The 18,851-nt window shown below is 55.4% G+C and carries 7 protein-coding genes; 6 read left to right on the top strand and 1 reads right to left on the bottom strand.

The genetic code is table 11. From position 1 onward, the window contains the following. The first annotated feature begins 167 nt into the window (after nucleotides 1–167). Together QKE52_RS11810 and QKE52_RS11805 are read left to right on the top strand one after the other, a co-directional pair. A complete protein-coding gene (locus QKE52_RS11810) occupies nucleotides 168–629 on the top strand; it encodes an ASCH domain-containing protein (RefSeq protein WP_347948868.1) in 462 nt (153 codons plus the stop codon). Between the two features lie 128 nt (nucleotides 630–757). Then, nucleotides 758–2,419, top strand: a complete 1,662-nt coding sequence (locus tag QKE52_RS11805; RefSeq protein ID WP_347948867.1) for a 5'-nucleotidase C-terminal domain-containing protein — start codon at nucleotides 758–760, stop codon at nucleotides 2,417–2,419. Nucleotides 2,420–2,546: 127 nt separating this feature from the next. Here QKE52_RS11805 and QKE52_RS11800 read toward each other — a convergent pair whose 3' ends face one another. Continuing rightward, the gene (locus tag QKE52_RS11800) at nucleotides 2,547–3,053 is read right to left on the bottom strand and encodes a GNAT family N-acetyltransferase (RefSeq protein WP_308607021.1); all 507 of its coding nucleotides are present in this window, start codon (nucleotides 3,051–3,053) and stop codon (nucleotides 2,547–2,549) included. Between the two features lie 286 nt (nucleotides 3,054–3,339). On the opposite strand from QKE52_RS11800, the gene QKE52_RS11795 reads away from it, so the two are divergent. From QKE52_RS11795 to QKE52_RS11780, 4 genes are all read left to right on the top strand, one after another. Next, entirely contained in the window at nucleotides 3,340–6,855 is a 3,516-nt protein-coding gene (locus tag QKE52_RS11795; protein ID WP_347948866.1) for a hypothetical protein, read from the top strand. A 12-nt stretch (nucleotides 6,856–6,867) separates the two neighbouring features. Next, a complete protein-coding gene (locus QKE52_RS11790) occupies nucleotides 6,868–11,595 on the top strand; it encodes a DEAD/DEAH box helicase (protein WP_347948865.1) in 4,728 nt (1,575 codons plus the stop codon). Between the two features lie 113 nt (nucleotides 11,596–11,708). Further along, the gene (locus tag QKE52_RS11785) at nucleotides 11,709–14,738 is read left to right on the top strand and encodes a DEAD/DEAH box helicase (RefSeq protein ID WP_347948864.1); all 3,030 of its coding nucleotides are present in this window, start codon (nucleotides 11,709–11,711) and stop codon (nucleotides 14,736–14,738) included. Beyond that, on the top strand, nucleotides 14,738–18,851 hold a 4,114-nt coding region (locus QKE52_RS11780; RefSeq protein ID WP_347948863.1), incomplete at its 3' end, for a DNA methyltransferase. The genes QKE52_RS11785 and QKE52_RS11780, both read left to right, overlap by 1 nt.

Genomic DNA, 18,851 nt, shown 5'->3' with positions numbered 1-18,851 from the left:
TCAGCCTTGAATCCCAGCCTTTCCGTGTAGGGGCATCGTTGACATTAGGAGAGGGGTCGGACATCGCTGCGAATGATTCGAACACGAAGGTCGAACTGCCAGTCGGAGAAAAAGCAAGCAAGCACGTGCTTGGTCAGCAGCCTTCATGATCCACGTACTGTAAACGTATGGCTCAGGACGCTTTGGAACCCCTATCGGCACTGCCTCGCGGCGAGTTCGCCTTTCCGGGGCCGCTCCGCGACGCTCTCGTTACCGCCATCCTAGACGGCACCAAAACCACCACGTCATTCTTACTGGTTGAGCACCCGCGCGACCACGACCCGCGTGAGGATGTGGGCACTCTTGAGGCCGTACTCGATTCACACGACAACGTGGTCTGCGTCGTCCGCACCACCGAGGTTCAGATCTGTCGGCTTGCAGATGTCAGCGACGAGCACGCCATCGCCGAGGGCGAGGGCTACGCCGACGCCAGCGACTGGCGTACCGGACACGAGCAGTTCTGGCGCTCCCCCGAGTTCGTTGACTACATCGGAGAGATAGACATCAACGATGACACACAGGTGGTGTGCCAGCGTTTCACCGTTGATGGGCGGTACCCGGTTGAGGTACTGGAGCCGTGGGGTTCCTGAAGGGGCATGCCCGCGGGCTAGGCGTATTCGTAGCTCGTGCCTAGCGGTAAGCATCTGGACTATGAATGTTCATCTAGATTTTGCCTCAAGGTCGGGGAACCTCTAGCGGCGTTAGGCACAATTCTTCTATGCGCAATCGTCACACCATTCTTGCTTTGACTGCTCTTCTTTCTCTCAACGCATCTAACGCTATCGCTGCTGAATCGGACCCAGGTCAGGCGGCAGTGGCGACCGGCGACGTTGTCTACTTCCAGGATATGAAGGAGTTCGAGCCCCGAAGCTGGGATGACGGCAGCCACCAAGGTGGCATCGCCTACTTAGCAACTGCCCTGGAGAATATCCGCCAAGAAGAAGGCGACCCCATTGTCGCCTTTGGTGGAGAACTTGCTGCCGGCAGCCTATTCGGCTCAGTCTTTCGCGGTGAGCCATTTGTCGAGGCTTTTAACGAACTCGGTGTGGACGTTGGCAACTTTGGCAACCACGACTTTGATTACGGCGTGGACCATACTCGTAGCCTTATCGAAAAGGCTGAGTTTCCGTGGATTTCCAGCAACCTGACTACCCAGAATGGCGAGCCGATCAGCGAGGACGGGACCACCTTCACTGCTAAGTCCGGCGACCTCACCGTCGGGTTTGTTTCCCTAACTGCGGACCTCGATAGAACAGTAGCCGCCAAGGACGTTGAAATGGGGGACTTCGTTGAATCCGCACGCGCCGGAGTCAACAAACTCCAAGAAGAAGACGTCGATGCAATCGTTTTGCTCAGCCAGATTTCAAAAGAAGACACCACTCGGGTAATGGAAGAGATTCCCGAGCTTGCAGCAGCGCTGCGTGAAGAAAATGAGGCGCAATCACCGGAAGAAGTAACTTACACTGCCGATGAACGTCCAATTGTCGCACCGCGCGCTGATTACGGGACGCTGGTTCACCTCGACATCACCGTTGACCGTTCCACGCAGAAGAGCACAGTGAAGGTGGTGAACCATCCGGTCAATCCATCGCTTAACGCTAACGAAGAGTGGAAGGCCCGCAGCGAGAAACTCTACGAGGAACTAGATAACCAACTGGGCGAGCAACTTGGTACAGCGACGCAGGCTTTATCAAAAGCAGAACTAGGTCCGTTGGTAGCGGATGCGTACCGCGAACATTTCGATACCCAGCTTGGATGGCAGAACGGTGGCGGTCAGCGTGCTGACATAAAGGAAGGAACTCTGACGCGTCGCGATGCACAATCGGTGCTTCCTTTTGGTAACTCACCAATCGCGATTCAAGCGACAGGCGTACAGATTAAAGATGCGCTGGAAAAGGGTATTGAATCCAACCCGGACGGCGGGAATGGCTTCCCACGAACTGCTGGATTCACGTTTGATTTCAACGCATCTGCGCCATTTGGCGAGCGCGTCACGGCGATAAAGCTCGATGATGGCACGTCAATGGACATGAATGCCACCTACTCATTGGCCATTAGCAACTACGTGGTAAACGGTGGCGACAAGATCGATTCATTCAGCGACGCGCGTGTTACTTCTACAGGCACGGCAATCGACGTCGATGTCTTCTCCGAGTACATCAAGCGGCATGGTGAGCTCTCACCTTTGAAGACTCCTGATGAGCCAAACGGCCCAGCAAACGGTGGGAAGACAGAAGAATCATCGATTGGATCTTCGTATGGAGCAGCCGTTGCCATCGGGGTGATTGCTGCACTGGCAGGAGCCTTCATTGCGTTTACTCCCAAGTCTGTACTGGATGGGATCGCTCGCTATCTGAAGACCCTCTTGCCGGGCTTCTAGCAACTGGTTCTTCCCTTGGATCGCTTCCTTTGCAGGGAACGCATTTATAACGAGGGTATTTCATATCTACGGAGACGTCTCCGCCTACCAAAAGAGTGGCGGTGCTGCGAGTGTCGAGATATTTTTATCAGCCAAGTCGGTAGACCTCATAGTCATCCGGCACTCCTGCGCCGGGGACGTGCTGAAGTCCGAGCTTCAAGGCTAGGGCAATCGACGCCTCGTTGGTGGGGTCGATGACGGCTACGACGGGGAGCTGCGGGAAACGCTCTCGCGCAGTGGCAATTGCAGCGGCTGCGGCCTCCTTGGCGTAGCCTTTGCCCTGCGATTCAGGTGCAAAGCGGTAGTAGAGGTTGAGCACTTCTTCACCAGCTTCCTCACTATGGCGCACGCCAGTAAAACCAATGGTTGTGCCATCGAGCGTGGATACCACGTAGTAGCCCAGCTGCCTCTCGCACCAATTGGCTTGCCATGCGCGTGCCAACTCCGTGGCTTCCTCTCTGGCCTTCATGGCGAGGTCCGGTCGGTGTTCGTAGGTACGGGCATCCGAGTGAATGGCAAAGATAGCGTCAATGTCGGCATCGGTTGGTGCTGACAAACTGAGTCGGGGAGTGCGAAGGACATGAAAATCATTCATCGTGAGTCCTGACGTTGAAAGCTGCGGTACGGGGACAGTCTTGATTGCTCAAGAAGCTGCTGAAGTCGTAGAACATGCAGAGTGCGTACAGTATTCAAACAAAATAGCGGGAGAGTGGTGTAATGATATTGTGCTACGGGGGTCGCACCGAAAATGGAGATGCTGGTGCTAAGGAGGTGTTGGAATAGTAGGTATGAATCTAAGGGGCGGGTTGCTATAGATCGAACTTATTGTCTAATTTTTGAAAACGTAGAGCGTTGTCCGATTGCATTTTAGAATACCAAGAATGTCGAACAATCCCTCTTCCGTGCTACATCAAAGTGCTCAAAAGGTCTCTTTTGTTGATTCCGTTTCAATTCTGGAGAGCCTAGATGACCGGCTTAGGCATGTTGAGAATAATTTATCACGGCAGTTGTCAAGGCTTGTTAAACAAAGCCGCCCCAGAAAGGTTCTCTATTTTGAACTAGACCTGACTGTCGATGAGTATTCTTGGCTTACTTCTGAGCTAGCGATGTATTTCTCATCAGGTCGTTCAGTGAATGAATTGATCAAGAAGTATCCACGGATCATTATCGGTGCGCTGGTGAGTGCGGCGATGCAGAGTACTCGTGAAGGAGCAGTGTGGCCCACCTTTTGGGAGTTGGTTGGGGTTGAGCCGCAGGATGAATTTGAGCGGCGAATCAGAGCGGAAATCCGAAGGATGTTGAGCCTTCTCTCGCTCAACTCATTTGAGGATGTAGAACTCGGGGCGAACGAGTACGTTTCGCTTTTTCTTCTGCACGCGGGAATTACCTCATCGCAGATTGTTGATATCGTGCACTTTGCGCAAAACAGAGGATGGCATGCGACGAGTGATGCAGAAATGGATGACCGAGCCGTTGCGTTAATCGCTGCGATTCGAACATCGGTGTTGGACCGGGAATCTTTGCGAGAGTTTGTGGCTAATGAACCTGACTTCGCTCGAGATTTGTATACCAGAGTTCTTGAACTGATCGCGTATCTTAACCACGCCCAATTTGACTCTATTTCGTTCGAAGGTACCCACGGCATCCCCTCGTTGGCTTTTCATTTGCTTGTGGACATGGTCGAGAACGGAATTGCTATGCCGATCTCTTCACGGCAACGACATCCCTCCGTAGTTTTCATCCCTGAAAGCAACGCATTTGCTGTTGAAATCCCATCAATTGTGACTGACCGTGTAGTGGACTCGGATTGTTGGGAAGTCGAAATCGAGGATCTAAGTGGCACTCGAACTTCTAATTCGGTCCGTGCTGTTGCAGGACATGAACAATCGCAGTGGATAGTGATATCTGAGCCCTTTAGGAGAATAACCGTCACCTTAGACGGCACTGATTCTAAGACTTTTGAGTTTGTGGGTGTTACGAGCAAATTCCCCTTCTTATTGGTGTCCAAGTCGAACCGATTGGTTTCAGTCGGCGGAGGTGTTAGGTCCGCCAGTTATACGTTGGTTGGACCCGTAGGTACTACAGCTGTGGACCAGTGCGGCGAAGACGTTACGAGTTCCTCAATCGCTGCTCATGCCGATTGGTTGGGGTGGAACACTCGGGAAATAGATCTTGAGCGTGCACGTTCCGTCCGCTTTGAACTTCCAGATAGAGAACCAGTTATCGTGCCAGTTGGTGCTGCACGGCTTTTTAACTGGATTACCGATGTCCCAACGCTGAAGCATGCGCGTGGTCGAGATCTGCAGCCCATTTACACGGAATCTCCCCGAGTACAAGTCTCCGGAGAAGTCGGCGATTCATGGAACATGGAGATCGTTTACATGCCTGTCGATGGTGAACCGGAGCATGTCTTAGACGTGGAAGTTGAGCAGACAATGCCGATCGAAGAGTGGGAGCTTTTCGAGGCAGATCAATTTGAGGATCCTTGGCTAGGGCGGTTCAATGTAAACCTTTCCCGGAACGGCGTGATGCAGGATTCCATGCTTTTTAGCATTGCTGAGGGGCTAGATTTATCAGCAAGTTCGGATGGTCCATCGACGACGCCTTTTAGATTCCAGGATAGCTCTAACAAGTTCACGCCGTGGTCGTATTCAATACGGTGCAAACCGCAGATGAAAATGAGCTTTCCCGTGGGTGCGCAAACCCTAGGGGATAGGGAAGCTGCGCGGCGGGAGGTTTTCTCAACAGAGACTGGTTTTGAGCTGGAAGTCGACGTCGTTCCGGAATCCCTTATGATACGAACCAAGAAACTAGGGGCCGCTCCAGCCGAGGACGCATCTGTTCCTACTCTCGAAATAGAGAATCTGGACCCTGATGCTGCCGTCGTCGTACGTGCGCCTGAGGCACTACCGTGTGCGCGTTTTGTTCTGGTTGCTTCTGCCGGAAAGTCACGGCAATTATTCGAAATCGGACAAGGTAGTGCACATGCATTAGCACGGAAAACCCTTCGTATTACGAATCGAGCGATAGATTCTGGTATGGGAAATCTGGGTGGTGCGAAGCTGGTTTTAATTTGGTCACGGCTTAGCCGGGCGACGTACGAAAACTCTCTAGGAGACAGGGAACGGAGAGCGTACTTCAAGCTGCGGCAGGATCAGCGCATAGAAAAGTATCGCGCCGTGGCTGATAAGGCACTTGTGTCTGCAAGCATTGCCAACCTTGTTCGTCGTCCGTTGGTGGTGGCGGTCGAGGAAAAATCTGGTGAGCTTTTAGTCCAGCAACCTGGACAGGAAAGAGATTTGCTTGCTTGGGCCTGGTTGCTTGGTGATCTTGATCGTGCTCCTATCCCGCTGGAAAGTACCCAGAGTGGATTTCTTTTACCGCTGGAATTGAATGAGTCCGGACCTTTTATCGTGGACTTTCGAGAGGGGGGCTTCCTCGTCGATACTCGGCCTCCCCGGCGTCCTTCTAAGCGTGCATTTACCGTTGTCCGCGAGGGGCTTCCAGTCAGCGATGACTTGGATTATCAATTCCCGCTCTACTTGCTTGGGGAGATAAGCGATATCCAGCTGTCTGAGAACGCAATTCTAAAACTATGGCGCAGCTTGGACATGCTTCAAGAGGCTTATGAGCGTCGTGGATGTGACGTTGTATTCCAAAGGGTAACTCGTGCGCTGCAAAAGTCACCACGCGCTGCGATCGATGTGTGGGCTTCACAGAATCTCCAACGAGAATCATTGATCCCCTTGCTTATTCAAAGCGGAATCGTCACGAGGAGCATCCAAACTACAGATACTCTCGCAGTTCCAAACACAGATAGGACTGTGTCGTTGCTTGAGGAAATTGCTGATGCTGCCTACCTCAAGGTACTGGAACCAGACGGAGAGGAGCTAGCGCAGTCTCTTCAATGGGTAGCATCCCAGGGTTCAATGAGTCTGTGGGAGGTGCTCACGACCGGAAAAGACATCTTGACCGAAGCCAAAAGCGATGTACGTCGATTAGCACTGGCGGAAGCGTTGCGATCTAATGACCAGCTTTTACAGCTGGGAACCATCGCTTCTTTATATTCGACAACTCGAAAACTGCTCGACCATCTAGGCCGCGTTGGGGTGGACAGCAGCATTATTCACGCCGCAGCGGTTTTGGAGCAACAGGCACTTGATGATGGAGAACCATCTCATTCGATGTCTCGGTATGTGCCATTCATTTCTTATGTCACCAATGTTGCTAGCCGTATGGTGGCGAACCGAGAGTGGCCGTTAGAGAAGACGATCGTGTTGCTGCAGAAAACTGGATCAGATCTAGCGCGTGTGTCTGAGTGTGCGCCTAAAATCTTTGAATTAGATCTGGTCACCGCTGAAGCATTAAGCCAATCTTTGCATTTTGTCGGGCATTAAGCAGGAGTTGCCATGGGAAACGTAGATTTTGACAAACTATTCACGGGAATCGGAGTGAACAAGGATTCCGATACTGACGGGAAGAGCACCGGCGCCGCCCGGTCAGTTGATCCGATCACAGCTGCACAACAGATTTCAGCGTCGTACCGCCGGTACCTCAAGACTTTGTTAAATCCCCAAGACGGCAAAATTGCCGCTTCGCTCAATTCGACGATTGACGGGGAATCGAGTCTTACTGCAGGTCCAATCCTCCAAATTACGCCGCCCTTTGAATCGGGCCTTACCCCGAAACAGCTGATAGCCGAAGGACAGCTCCACCGTGATTTTGCATTTTTAGGTGAGTATCTCCCGCCGTCTCGTCCGCTGTATAAGCATCAGGAAACTGCTCTTCGCAAAATCAATGCGGGGCGAAACCTTATTGTTTCGACAGGAACCGGTTCGGGAAAAACTGAGACGTTTTTGATCCCCATTATCAATGATCTGCTGAAAGAGCGCGAAGCTGGAACATTAGATGCCGGCGTTCGCGCATTGCTGCTCTATCCAATGAATGCACTTGCTAATGATCAAGTGGAACGCCTTCGGAAGATTCTGGCAAAGATGCCGGACCTAACCTTTGGCCGATATACCGGCGAGACGCGTGAAACTCAGGAGCAAGCGCTTGAGGAGTACCGAGAGCAGTTTGGTGCAGAACCATTGCCTAATGAGCTGATTAGCCGCGAAGCAATGCGCGCCAATCCTCCGCACATACTGCTGACCAATTACGCAATGCTTGAGTATCTGCTCCTTCGGCCGACAGATAATTCATTCTTTGATGGTGCAGCTGCAGGCAATTGGAAGCGAATCGTGGTTGATGAAGCTCACGTTTACGCAGGAGCGCAAGGTAGCGAAGTGGGCTTGCTCCTGCGGAGACTAAAGGATCGTGTCTCTCGCGATAGAGAACTGCAGTACATTGCAACTTCAGCTTCTCTTCAGGGCTCAAAAGAAGAAATCACGGCGTTTGGCACTTCCTTCTTCGGCGGAGCATTTGAGTGGGATGAGAATGATTCAGACCGCCAAGACATCGTGTTCGCCTCCAAGAAGAAGTTTGTGGACGAGGGGACGTGGTCATTTGATGAAGACGCCTTTCTTGAACCATCAAAGCTGCAACAGGCCCTAGACGCGAGAGACGGTGACAGCTTTGATTCTCTTGCTTGCGAACGGCATGTGGCTAGCTTAAGAAGCTTGTTATTGGAATCTAGTACGGACATGACGATTGCGGCTCAGCACGTCTGGCCTGATGATGCGCCTGAGGTTTCAAGAGAGAAATTGAAGAACCTCGTAAACCTAGGTAATACGACAACACAAGCGGGAGTGCCTGTACTGTCAGCCCGCTATCACATGTTTGTCAAAGCCACTGAGGGTGCCTTCATTGACTTCCTCCCGGATGGTAACCCCCGTATTTCGCTAGAACGACGCGTAACTTCGGAGCTCGGAAATCGAAACGTCTATGAGTTTGGAACGTGCAAGCGCTGTGGCGGAGTTCATCTTCTAGGCCAGAAAAATAGTGGAAGGCAGGAACCAAGAGAGTTTCTTCCTCCGACGACAAATAGCGAAAACGTCGAGTTTGCCTGGGCGGCTCTTTCTGTTGCCAAAGAGGAATGGCTCGTTGACGCGGACGACGATATCGAGAGTCCCGATGAGTTAACCGCGAAGAACACTCAGAGCGCTTCGGAAGAGTCTCACCTAACCAAGCCGTTCTCATTGTGTACAGATTGCGGAAAGCTGGCACCTCGCGGCATAGACTCATGTACTTGCGGCAACACATCTGCACGGATGAAAGATGTCTTGGTTTATACCGAACCCGCTGATGTGCAAACGCGATGTGCCCTATGTGGGCATAAAGACTCGGATGTAATCCGACGTTTGACAACTGATGTAAATGCTGCTCCTGCTGTCCTGGCAACGAGCCTTTACGACTTGCTTCCACCTGATGAAGAAATGCTGGGTCAGATAGGGCAAGGCCGAAAGCTTCTGGCCTTTTCCGATAGCCGTCAGGCCGCTGCTTTTGCCGCTCCATACCTAGAACGAACTCATCATGAGTTGATGAAGCGCCGCATTATCTTTGAAGTTCTCAACAATGAGCGTGCACGTGATGTGCTAACAGCGGAGAGCTTGATGCACTACATGGTTAATTGTGCAACTGAAAATGTGGTTATTTCGCCATCATTCGATGAGTTCAAGCGTAAGAAGCAGATTGGTAATTGGCTTTTCTCGGAGCTAACCACCCAGGCTACTCGTCAGTCACTCAACGGTATGGGCTTGATGAGCGTCAGCGTTGATAGCGACAAGCTGCGCCGCATGGAGGTATTCGAGCCACTTGCTCAGTTGGTTGACTCCGATGAAGCTGCATTGAGCTTATTAAATGTAATGGCGTCTCAGTTTCGAACGAGATTCGCTCTTACCCATCCTGATGAAGTAGACACTAGTGCGGATGAGTTCCTTCCTCGGCGTCATGAATACTATTTTCAGGAGCACATTCAGGCGGCAGATCGGACGCAACTGTCATGGTTGCCGGCAAAAGCGCATACCACTAATAATCGTATTGAATACATCCTCAAGCTCCTCACCATGCGCGGAATTCCGTCGGATAAGTTGAGGAACAATGCCGAGCAACTACTGAGTTTGGTGTGGAAGGGCTTCGTAGACACAGGCCTTGCAAAAATTGCAAGGAAACACGGTGTTGACCGCCAGTTTGACTATTCGGCCCTTCGTTTCGCTTCGGGTAAGTCAACAACTTGGTACAAGTGCAGTGTTTGTCATGTGGTTACTGAGTTCAATTGTCTGGATCTTTGTGTAAACGGAAAATGCGAGGGCACGTTGGTGCCATTTGAGCCCTTCTCCGAAGAAAACCGGAAGAACCATTATGCTTGGCTCGCGGAAAACCTTGAGATCGTAAATCTACGGGCCCTCGAACACACTGCTCAATGGACTCCGAAAAAAGCAGCAGAGGTTCAAGAAGATTTTGTCCACGGCAAGGTCAACGTTTTGTCCTGCTCCACCACATTTGAGCTTGGAGTGGACGTGGGCTCTCTACAGTCGGTTCTGCTCCGAAACGTCCCACCGCGAACGGCAAACTATGTTCAGCGGGCCGGGCGAGCTGGACGCCGGACCGGTTCCTCCGCCTTTGTGCTGACGTTTGCGCGGCGAGCCGCGCACGATTTCTCTGTCTATAGGAATCCAACTGAAATGATCGACGGCGAAATGCGGGCGCCTTACCTGAACATCGAAAATGAGCGCATCGCCCTGCGTCATTGCTATTCCGTCGCATTTGCTGAATTCCTCAGAGCGCACAGTGATTTGTGGAGCAAATGGAGGATGGCCGGCGGACTGTTTTCTGAAGATGCTGAGTCCGTAGAGCTGCTCAGAGAGTTCCTGACACCGGTTCCTAGCAGCGTTTCGGAGGCTTTGGAAAGGATCATTTCTCCAGCTACGTACGCCGCGCTTAAGCTTTCTGAGCGGGAATGGGTTGAGAATTACTTGTCGCTGTTTTCTGAGGTAGGGAACTCCCTCACTGATGACATCAAGGTGATTTCTGAAGAGCGCGATCTCTTGAGCTCGAAGAAGAAGTTTAATGCTGCGAACGTCATGGAACGAACCATCAGCACGCTTCAAAAGCAAAACACTCTTGGCTTCTTGGGTGCGTATAACTTGCTACCCAAGTATGGATTCCCAGTAGACACCGTCGAAATGGTTACCCTTTTTGATTCAGATTCTCGGAACATTCGGCTTGCCCGAGACTTGGCATTGGCAATTGGAGAGTATGCTCCGGGCAACTCGGTGGTCGCTGGCGGAAAGCTATGGGAATCTGTTGGTCTTCGTACTATGCCCGGACGTGCCCTTCCAACAGGATTCCTAGTTTCGTGCGGTAACTGCCGTCGGAAGTACCGAAGAATAAATGATGTGCCTTTTGAGTGCGAAGAGTGCGGCAATCTAGTCGAAAGCCGCGGAGAAGCCTTTATCCAACCCAAGTTTGGCTTCGTAGCGGGCCGAGAGCCTAAGAACGTTGGTGCGGCTCCTCCGCGCGCTCGCTTTTTCCGCGAGGAATACATCACGGATCCAGGGGAGGAGGCTTTTTGCCGGCAGGAATATGGAAACCAAACTGAGTTCATGTGGGTGGAGGCCCGAAAGCGTGCAACGCTGACCGCTATCAATCGAGGAGCGAGCAGGCTCGGGCGCAGCGGATTCTGGACTTGTCAGGATTGTGGTTGGTCGGACCAAGAGCGCTGTAACGTGCACAAGAATCCGCGAACTGGTCGCGACTGTTACGGTTCCATTAGCCGTTATGCGCTTGAGCATTCATATCAAACTGATGTTGCGATTATTGGCCTACCCCGGAGCGCTGATAGGTCAACGGATGCGCTTTTGGCAACGATGTACGCGGTTTTAGAAGCAGCGTCAGGACTGTTGGAGATTTCGCGCGATGATTTGGGCGCAACACTGGTGGAGGCGCTTGAACCGCGACTGGTGATTTTTGATGCAGTTCCTGGTGGAGCGGGTTTTACCAAGTCCATCCTTGATGAGTTCCCCCGAGTTCTTCGAGCAGCTTATGACCGCGTCAATGATTGTTCGTGTGGTGAAGACACATCGTGCTATTCCTGTTTGCGCTCCTACAGCAATCAGAAGCACCATGAGTCATTGAAGAGGGGAGACGCTGTTGAAATTCTTGGTGAGATCCTCCCGCTCGTCGAAGAAAGCCAGTGAATCAACAGGAGCCCTATGGAGCCAGCCAAAAAGCTATAGCTAAACGCCTTAAATTCGCCCAAATTATCGATGAACTACGACACGAGTCGTACTCTGCTGATAAGTTGTCCACCATGATCTCCCCAGGCTCCTCCTGTAGTTCTTCCGACTACTCCCAGCTCGCTCCCGGCGTGACCATCTCCTGCCGCGACGAGCACTGGCTGGTCAGCAACGTCGCGCGTACCACCGATGGCTTCCGTATTCGGGCGCGCGGCGTGAGCGACTACGTGCGCGATACCACCGCCACCTTCTTCACCGCGCTCGATGATATTGAGGTCTTCGACCCCGCCAATGTCACGGTGAGCCCGGATGAGTCACCGCAGTTTCGCCACACCCGCCTGTGGCTGGAATCCACGCTGCGCCGCACGCCGGTGCCGCTGTATCAAAAGCAGCTGGAAGTAACCACGCAGATGCTGGCGGATCCGCTGGATTATCAGCTTTCCGCTGTGCAGTCGGCGCTCTCCGATGAGCGCATCCGCCCGCGCGTGCTGCTCGCGGATGCCGTGGGCCTGGGCAAGACGTTGGAAATCGGCATGATCCTGGCGGAGCTCATCCGCCGCGGTAGGGGAGAGCGCATCCTCGTCGTGACGCCGAAGCACGTCATGGAGCAGTTCCAGCAGGAGCTGTGGACGCGTTTTGCCATCCCGTTGGTGCGCCTAGATAGCCAGGGCATCCAGAAGGTCCGCCAGAAGTTGCCGGCATCGAAGAACCCCTTTACTTATTTCCCGCGCGTCATCGTGTCGATGGATACGCTTAAGGCGCCGAAGTACCGCGCGCAGCTGGAGAAGGTCCGCTGGGATGCCGTGGTCATCGATGAGATTCATAACGCCACGAACGCCGGCTCCCAGAACAATGAATTGGCCCGTACGCTGGCGCCGACTACCGAGTCCCTCATTCTGGCATCGGCCACCCCACACAACGGCCGCGAGGAATCCTTCAAGGAAATCCTGCGCTTGCTCGACCCGCTCTCCGTCCTCCCGGATGGCTCCATCGACATGGAGGCAGCAAAGAAGCTGATTATCCGCCGCCACCGCAATTCACCGGAGGTGGCCTCCGTTGTGGGGGAGAAGTGGGCCAAGCGCGGCGAGCCCCGCAACATCCTGGTGGATGCCTCCCCGGAGGAAAACGCCGTGGCGCGCGCCATCGCCGAGGATTGGGTCAACGGCCCAGCGACCACGGCGAATGATCGCCTCTTCCCTTGGACCTTGGTCAAGGCCTTCCTGTCCTCACCGGCGGCGCTGGCGGAATCTATTGCCGCGCGCCTAAAGCTCGACAAGCCCAAGGAAGAGGACAAGCTGGAGCGCCTCGCTGAGCTCAACAACAAGGTCACGGAGGAAAACTCCAACAAGTTTGCCGCGCTCATTGATTACCTCATGGAGATAGGCGTGAAGAAGGGCTCCGATCGCCGCGTTGTCATTTTCTCCGAGAGGGTGGCTACGCTGCGGTGGTTGCAGGAGAACGTAGCCAAGCATCTCAAGCTCCCAAAGGGCGCGGTGAAAGTCATGCACGGCGGCCTGTCGGATTCGGATCAGCTGGCGCTTATCGACGAATTCAAGCGCACCGACACCCCTCTTCGCGTGCTGATTACTGGCGACGTCGCCTCCGAAGGCGTCAACCTGCACGCCCAGTGCCACCACCTGGTGCACTATGACATCCCGTGGTCGCTCATCCGCATCCAGCAGCGCAACGGCCGCATCGACCGCTACGGCCAAGAACACGAGCCGGAGATTACCTCCCTGCTGCTGGACCCGAAAGACACGGAGGTGGCGGATTCCATCGGTGAGCTGCGCGTCCTTACCCGCCTCATTGACCGCGAGTATTCCGCCAACCAGCTCCTCGGTGATGCCGCCCCGCTCATGGGCAAGCACAACCCCAAGGCGGAGGAGGATGAGATTCGCGCGGTGCTCATGCACGAGCGCGACTTCGATGAGGTCGTGGCCTCCCCGGAGGAGATCCTCACCGGCGCGCACGCCAAGCCGGCGCCTGACGTTGAACCTGAGGCCGCCGCTCCGGCCTCCGGCCTCGGCGATGACATCTGGGCGCTTCTGGCCGCCGCTGCCCAACCGACGGTCCCCGACGACGCTGAGACCCCTGAGCACGCCACAAGCACCGAAGCCACAGTGCCCGAAAGCACTACCTCCGTGCCTTCGCGTCGCACAGCGCGCCACAGCCTCTACCGCGCGGAGAAGGACTACCTGGGCGACGCCCTGGCGGAGGCCTACCAAGACTCCGCGGACAAGCCCTTGAGTGCCGGTGGCGTGGACTACGTACTGCACGATAACGACATCGTGGAGCTAACCCCACCACGCGATCTGTGCCGGCGCTTTGACTACCTTCCTCAGGATTACGTGTCCTACCGCAAAGTCACCGAGCGCCTCATGCTCGCCACCTCTGAACGCCGCGGCAACCAACACCTCAAGGCCGCGCGCGAAGGCGACTCGGAGAAGTCCTGGCCGCGCGCCCACTTCCTCGGCCCGCTGCACCCGGTCTCCGAATGGGCCGCCGACCGCGCCCTGACCAACATGGCGCAGAGCGAAATCCCCGCCGTACTCGGTGCCGTGGATACACCGACGCTGCTGCTCATGGGAACGCTGACCAACTCCCGCGGCCAAGTGCTTTCCCGCACTTTCCTCACCGCCACGGAAGGCCCCTTCGGCTTCAACGTCCCCGCCGGCATGCAGGCCGTAGACATTGAAATCCATGAAGATGTTTATGCCTGGCTCAACCGCATCGGGCTTAGTGACAACGCCATCAACCCCGGCGAGTTCGCCGTACCTGATGCCGCAGCACAGCTCATCGCCGCTGCAGTAGAAGCCGCCCACAGCCACCTCACCGTGGTCAAGAACACCAACTTGGGCCACGCGCAGGACCGCATCGCCGGCTGGCAGCAGCGCGCCGAGCACTGGCAGCAGGCCAACGACGGCCAGCAGACTCTCAAGATCAAAGACACCAAACGTCTCATCCACCAGGACGAGGAACTGTTGAAATCCATGGCCCCGGAGCGCTCCCTCGTGCGCCCACTCGCACTCGTCCTCCCAGACGACACCGACGCTGCACGCACCAGCGCAGCACACTCCACAACCAACGAAGCAGAGGCACGCTAATGGCAGACTTCGATTCCATCATCAACGTCGAGGAATGGATCTCGGATTACTACCTCACCACCGATGACAAAGGAAGCTCCTTTGGTAAGCGCGTGGAGGACGCCGTCAAAGAGTGGAAGGCAACGGACAAAGACGCCAAGAGCGCCGGCCACGAGCACACCCAATCCCCGCTGCTGCGCCTGACCTCCCGCAGGGAAGCACTGCACACCAAGCTCTCCGCACTCTCCATGGAGGCAACCGACGATTCACTGCACGAGGTCTACAACCTCGTCTCTGCGGCCTTCGGCTACCCGCAGCCGCAGCGCCTGGAATTCTCCCGCAACGGCCAGCCCCTCACGCTGACCGCCGCCGCGGACAAGAATCACTCCCTGGTCATCCTGCGCGCCGGGCAGATGGACTCCGTGGAAGACCTCACCACCGTCCCGCTGCTGGGCGTCGACCCGGAGCTGGGCAACCAGAACTCCAACGGTGAGGCCAAAGCCCTCGATCTCACCGCCGCCAAGCTCGTCGGCGAGCTCTTCCTCACCGAGCAAGCTCCCGACCTCATCCTGGTCCTCGCCGGCCGCTGGGCAGTCCTAGCAGAGCGCGAAACCTGGCCGCTAGGCCGCTACCTCGCCGTTGACCTAGGCCTGGCCGTTGAACGCAACGACCAGAAAGCCAAAGGCGAGCTCCCCCGAGTCGTCTCCATCCTCGCCGCCGAGCACACCATGCGCGGCGCCGACGGCACCACCTGGTGGCTCGACACCCTAGCCCAAGCCCGCGAGCACTCCGTCAAAGTCTCCGAGGAACTGCGCGGAGCCATCAAGGCTTCGATTGAGATCATCGGCAACGACGTCCTGCAGCGCAGAGCGCAGCAGGACAAAGCAAACGCGTTGCAACACACGAACAGTGACATCGACGGCAACGAACTGGCCAACCAAGCCCTGCGCTACCTCTACCGCATCCTCTTCCTCCTCTTCGCCGAATCTTCCCCAGAGCTACAAATCCTGCCCACCGGGGACAACGACTATGACGAAGGCTATGGCCTATCCCGCCTGCGTGACCTCATCCTCACCGAGCCCACCACGCACCGTACCCAAAACGGCACGCACCTCTACGAAAGCCTCCAGCTACTCTTCGAGCGCGTCAACCGTGGCCACGATCCGCACGATGAGAAGTCTGAGCTTTACGACGCCAACGCCACCGAAGACGGCCTGGAATTCCGCAACCTCGACGCGGACCTGTTCAAATCTGAAGCCACCTCCTACATCGATGAAGTCAAGCTCTCCAACCTGGCGCTGCACCGCGTCCTACAGAACCTCCTTCTCACAAAAGAAAAGCGGGGTAGTGACCGCGGCTTCATTTCCTACGCCACCCTGGGCGTGACTGAGCTGGGCCAGGTCTACGAGGGCCTGATGTCCTACACCGGTTTCATCGCCCAAGAAGATCTCGTTGAAGTAGCCAAGCACGGCGATCCTTCCAAGGGCTCCTGGGTGGTTCCCGAACCACAAGCACGCACGCTCCCGCAGGATTCCATCGTCTACGAAGACCGCGAAAGCGAACACGGTGGCGTGGAGCGCGTCCAGCGCACCCACGCTCGCGGCAGCTTTGTCTACCGCCAATCCTCCCGTGACCGCGAGCGCTCCGCCTCCTTCTACTCACCACCCGTCATCACCGAGTTCACCGTGGGCCAGGCCATTGAGGAGCTCAAGGAAACCGGACGCATCGACCAAGCCGATGACATTCTCACCCTCACCATCTGTGAGCCCGCCATGGGCTCCGGCGCCTTCGCCGTGGAGGCCGTTAACCAACTTGCGGAGCTTTACCTGACCAAGAAACAGGCCGAACTGGACAAAGAAGTCCCCGGTGAGGACCGCACCCAGGAGCTGCAAAAGGTCAAGGCTTCCATTGCTCTTCACCAGGTCTACGGCGTGGACCTCAACAAGACCGCGGTGGAGCTTGCCGAAATCTCCCTGTGGCTCAACACCATGACCAAGGAGCTCAAGGCTCCCTGGTTCGGCCTACACCTGCGCCACGGCAACTCCCTGGTCGGTGCCACCCGCTCCACCTTCAGCGCCAAGGAGGTGTCCTCCACCGCGGTGAAAAAGAAGGGAGTTCAGAACTACCTCACGCTGACCCCGCAGCACCACCCGCTCAAACAACTAGCGGAGGCTATCGACGCCAACGAGACGGACCAGCACCCCACCGGGCGCATCCACCACTTCTTAGTTCCCAGCCGCGGCTGGGGGAGTGCCGTGGACGCCGAGGACCTCGAGAACCTTGTTGCTGAAGAAATCGAGGCCATGGAGGCCTGGCAACGCTCCGTCTGCAAGCCCCTGAACAAAACGCAGACCAAGCTCGCCACCGCACTGGCCAACCAAGTTGAGCGCCTCTGGGAGCTTTCTCTTATCCGCCTGCGCATCGCCGAAGACCAAATTCGCCGTGACCTGGACCTGTGGGGCCAAGAGCCGAACACTGCCAAGCGCACAGATGTGGTTACCCGCGCCCAGGTGGAGGAAGAACTCCTCCACAACAATGAAGGTGCGTACCTTCGCCTGCGCACTGCCATGAATGCCTGGAATGCACTCTGGTACTGGCCGGTCACCGCCACCGATGAGCTTCCGGATATCACCGAGTACCTCGCCACCATGCAGGACCTCCTCGGCATCCCCAACGAGGGCCAGAAGCGCTACCGCAAGGACAACCAGTACGCCTTCGGCTTCGACATGACCTGGGATGAGCTGGATTACGTCGAATCCCTCGACCGTTCCACCTCCGGCCGCCTGCGCTACGAGGACGTCCTCGAAGCACACCCCTGGCTGACAACCGCCAACACCATTGCCCAGGAACAAGCCTTCTTCCATTGGGATCTGGACTTCGCCACTGTCATGGCCAAGGGCGGTTTCGACTTCCAGGTGGGCAACCCGCCGTGGGTGCGCCCGCGCACTGACATGGATGCGCTGCTGTCTGAACATGACCCGTGGTTCAGCCTTGCCAACAAGCCCACCCAGGCAGAAAAGAAGGAGCGCCGCGGGCTCCTTGCGGGCAACGACGCTGTGCTAGAGACCCTCTCCAAGGGCCTTGCGGAAGCAGTGGTCACCTCCGCAGTGCTTGGTGACGCCACCCGCTACCCCCACCTCCAAAACCAACAGCCCGATCTTTACCGCGGTTTCATGGAACGCACCTGGGCGAATGCTGCCGAGGACGGCATCATCTCACTCATCCACCCCGAGTCCCACTTCACGGAGAAGAAGGCTGCGGCGCTGAGGGCTGGTGCTTATCGACGTCTGCGCAGGCACTGGCAATTCATTAATGAGCTTGTGCTTTTCGACATTGATCATCACAACTCGTACGGCATTCATGTCTACGGTCAGCGCCGGGAGCACGCGAACTTTCTCTCAGCAGCGTCGCTGTATCACCCGCGTACGGTCATCGATTCCTTCAATCATGATGGCACCGGAAACCTTCCTGGTTTTAAGGATGATGACGGCAAATGGGATCTGCGTCCTCATCGTGACCGCATTATTACGGTCGATGAAGAAACGCTCAAGGTTTGGAATTCAATTGTTGAGGAGCCAGGTACGCCTTTACTTGAAACTTGCATGGTCTACAGCGTCAATAAGGCCGCTGACATAGTGCTTGCGAAAATGGCTACGCTGCCAAGGATCTCCACAGAGAAGCTCTGGTATTCCCGAGGATGGCACGAGTCCAATGCCAGGCGTGACGGTTTCATTGAATCAAAGTGGACTGTGCCGGCTAGTTGGGATGAAACTGTTCTAAAGGGCCCCCATGTTGACGTGAATGTACCATTCTCGAAAGTTCCACGATCTACGATGAGACACAATCAGGATTGGGACTTAGTCGATTTGGAATCCATAGATTCAAATTATGTCCCACCTTGCGAATTTGAGAGGCTAGAGTATAGCGATAAATTCGCGAGTGCCTATGGTTTGTGGAATGACGACGACCGAATCGTTGAAGTTGCTTCAACTTATCGGGTGGCCTGGAGAGAGTACGTCGGTAATACGACCGGAAAGCGTACTTTGAAGTCAGCAGTAGTGCCGCCCGGTGCAACTCACGTCAATGCCGTCAACTCTTTTTGGTCGAGTAACTTCGGCTACTTGAATCTCGGGA

It is taken from the genome of Corynebacterium sp. c25Ua_47 (assembly GCF_039907205.1).
GTDB classification, from domain to species: Bacteria; Actinomycetota; Actinomycetes; order Mycobacteriales; family Mycobacteriaceae; genus Corynebacterium; species Corynebacterium hiratae.
This window is presented reverse-complemented; position numbering and strand designations above follow the sequence as displayed.

Excerpts from the sequence above, each read along its gene's own strand:
- QKE52_RS11810 (WP_347948868.1), top strand. The coding sequence starts at position 168 with ATGGCTCAGGACGCTTTGGAACCCCTATCGGCACTGCCTCGCGGCGAG.
- QKE52_RS11805 (WP_347948867.1), top strand. The coding sequence starts at position 758 with ATGCGCAATCGTCACACCATTCTTGCTTTGACTGCTCTTCTTTCTCTC.
- QKE52_RS11800 (WP_308607021.1), bottom strand. The coding sequence starts at position 3,053 with ATGAATGATTTTCATGTCCTTCGCACTCCCCGACTCAGTTTGTCAGCA.
- QKE52_RS11795 (WP_347948866.1), top strand. The coding sequence starts at position 3,340 with ATGTCGAACAATCCCTCTTCCGTGCTACATCAAAGTGCTCAAAAGGTC.
- QKE52_RS11790 (WP_347948865.1), top strand. The coding sequence starts at position 6,868 with ATGGGAAACGTAGATTTTGACAAACTATTCACGGGAATCGGAGTGAAC.
- QKE52_RS11785 (WP_347948864.1), top strand. The coding sequence starts at position 11,709 with ATGATCTCCCCAGGCTCCTCCTGTAGTTCTTCCGACTACTCCCAGCTC.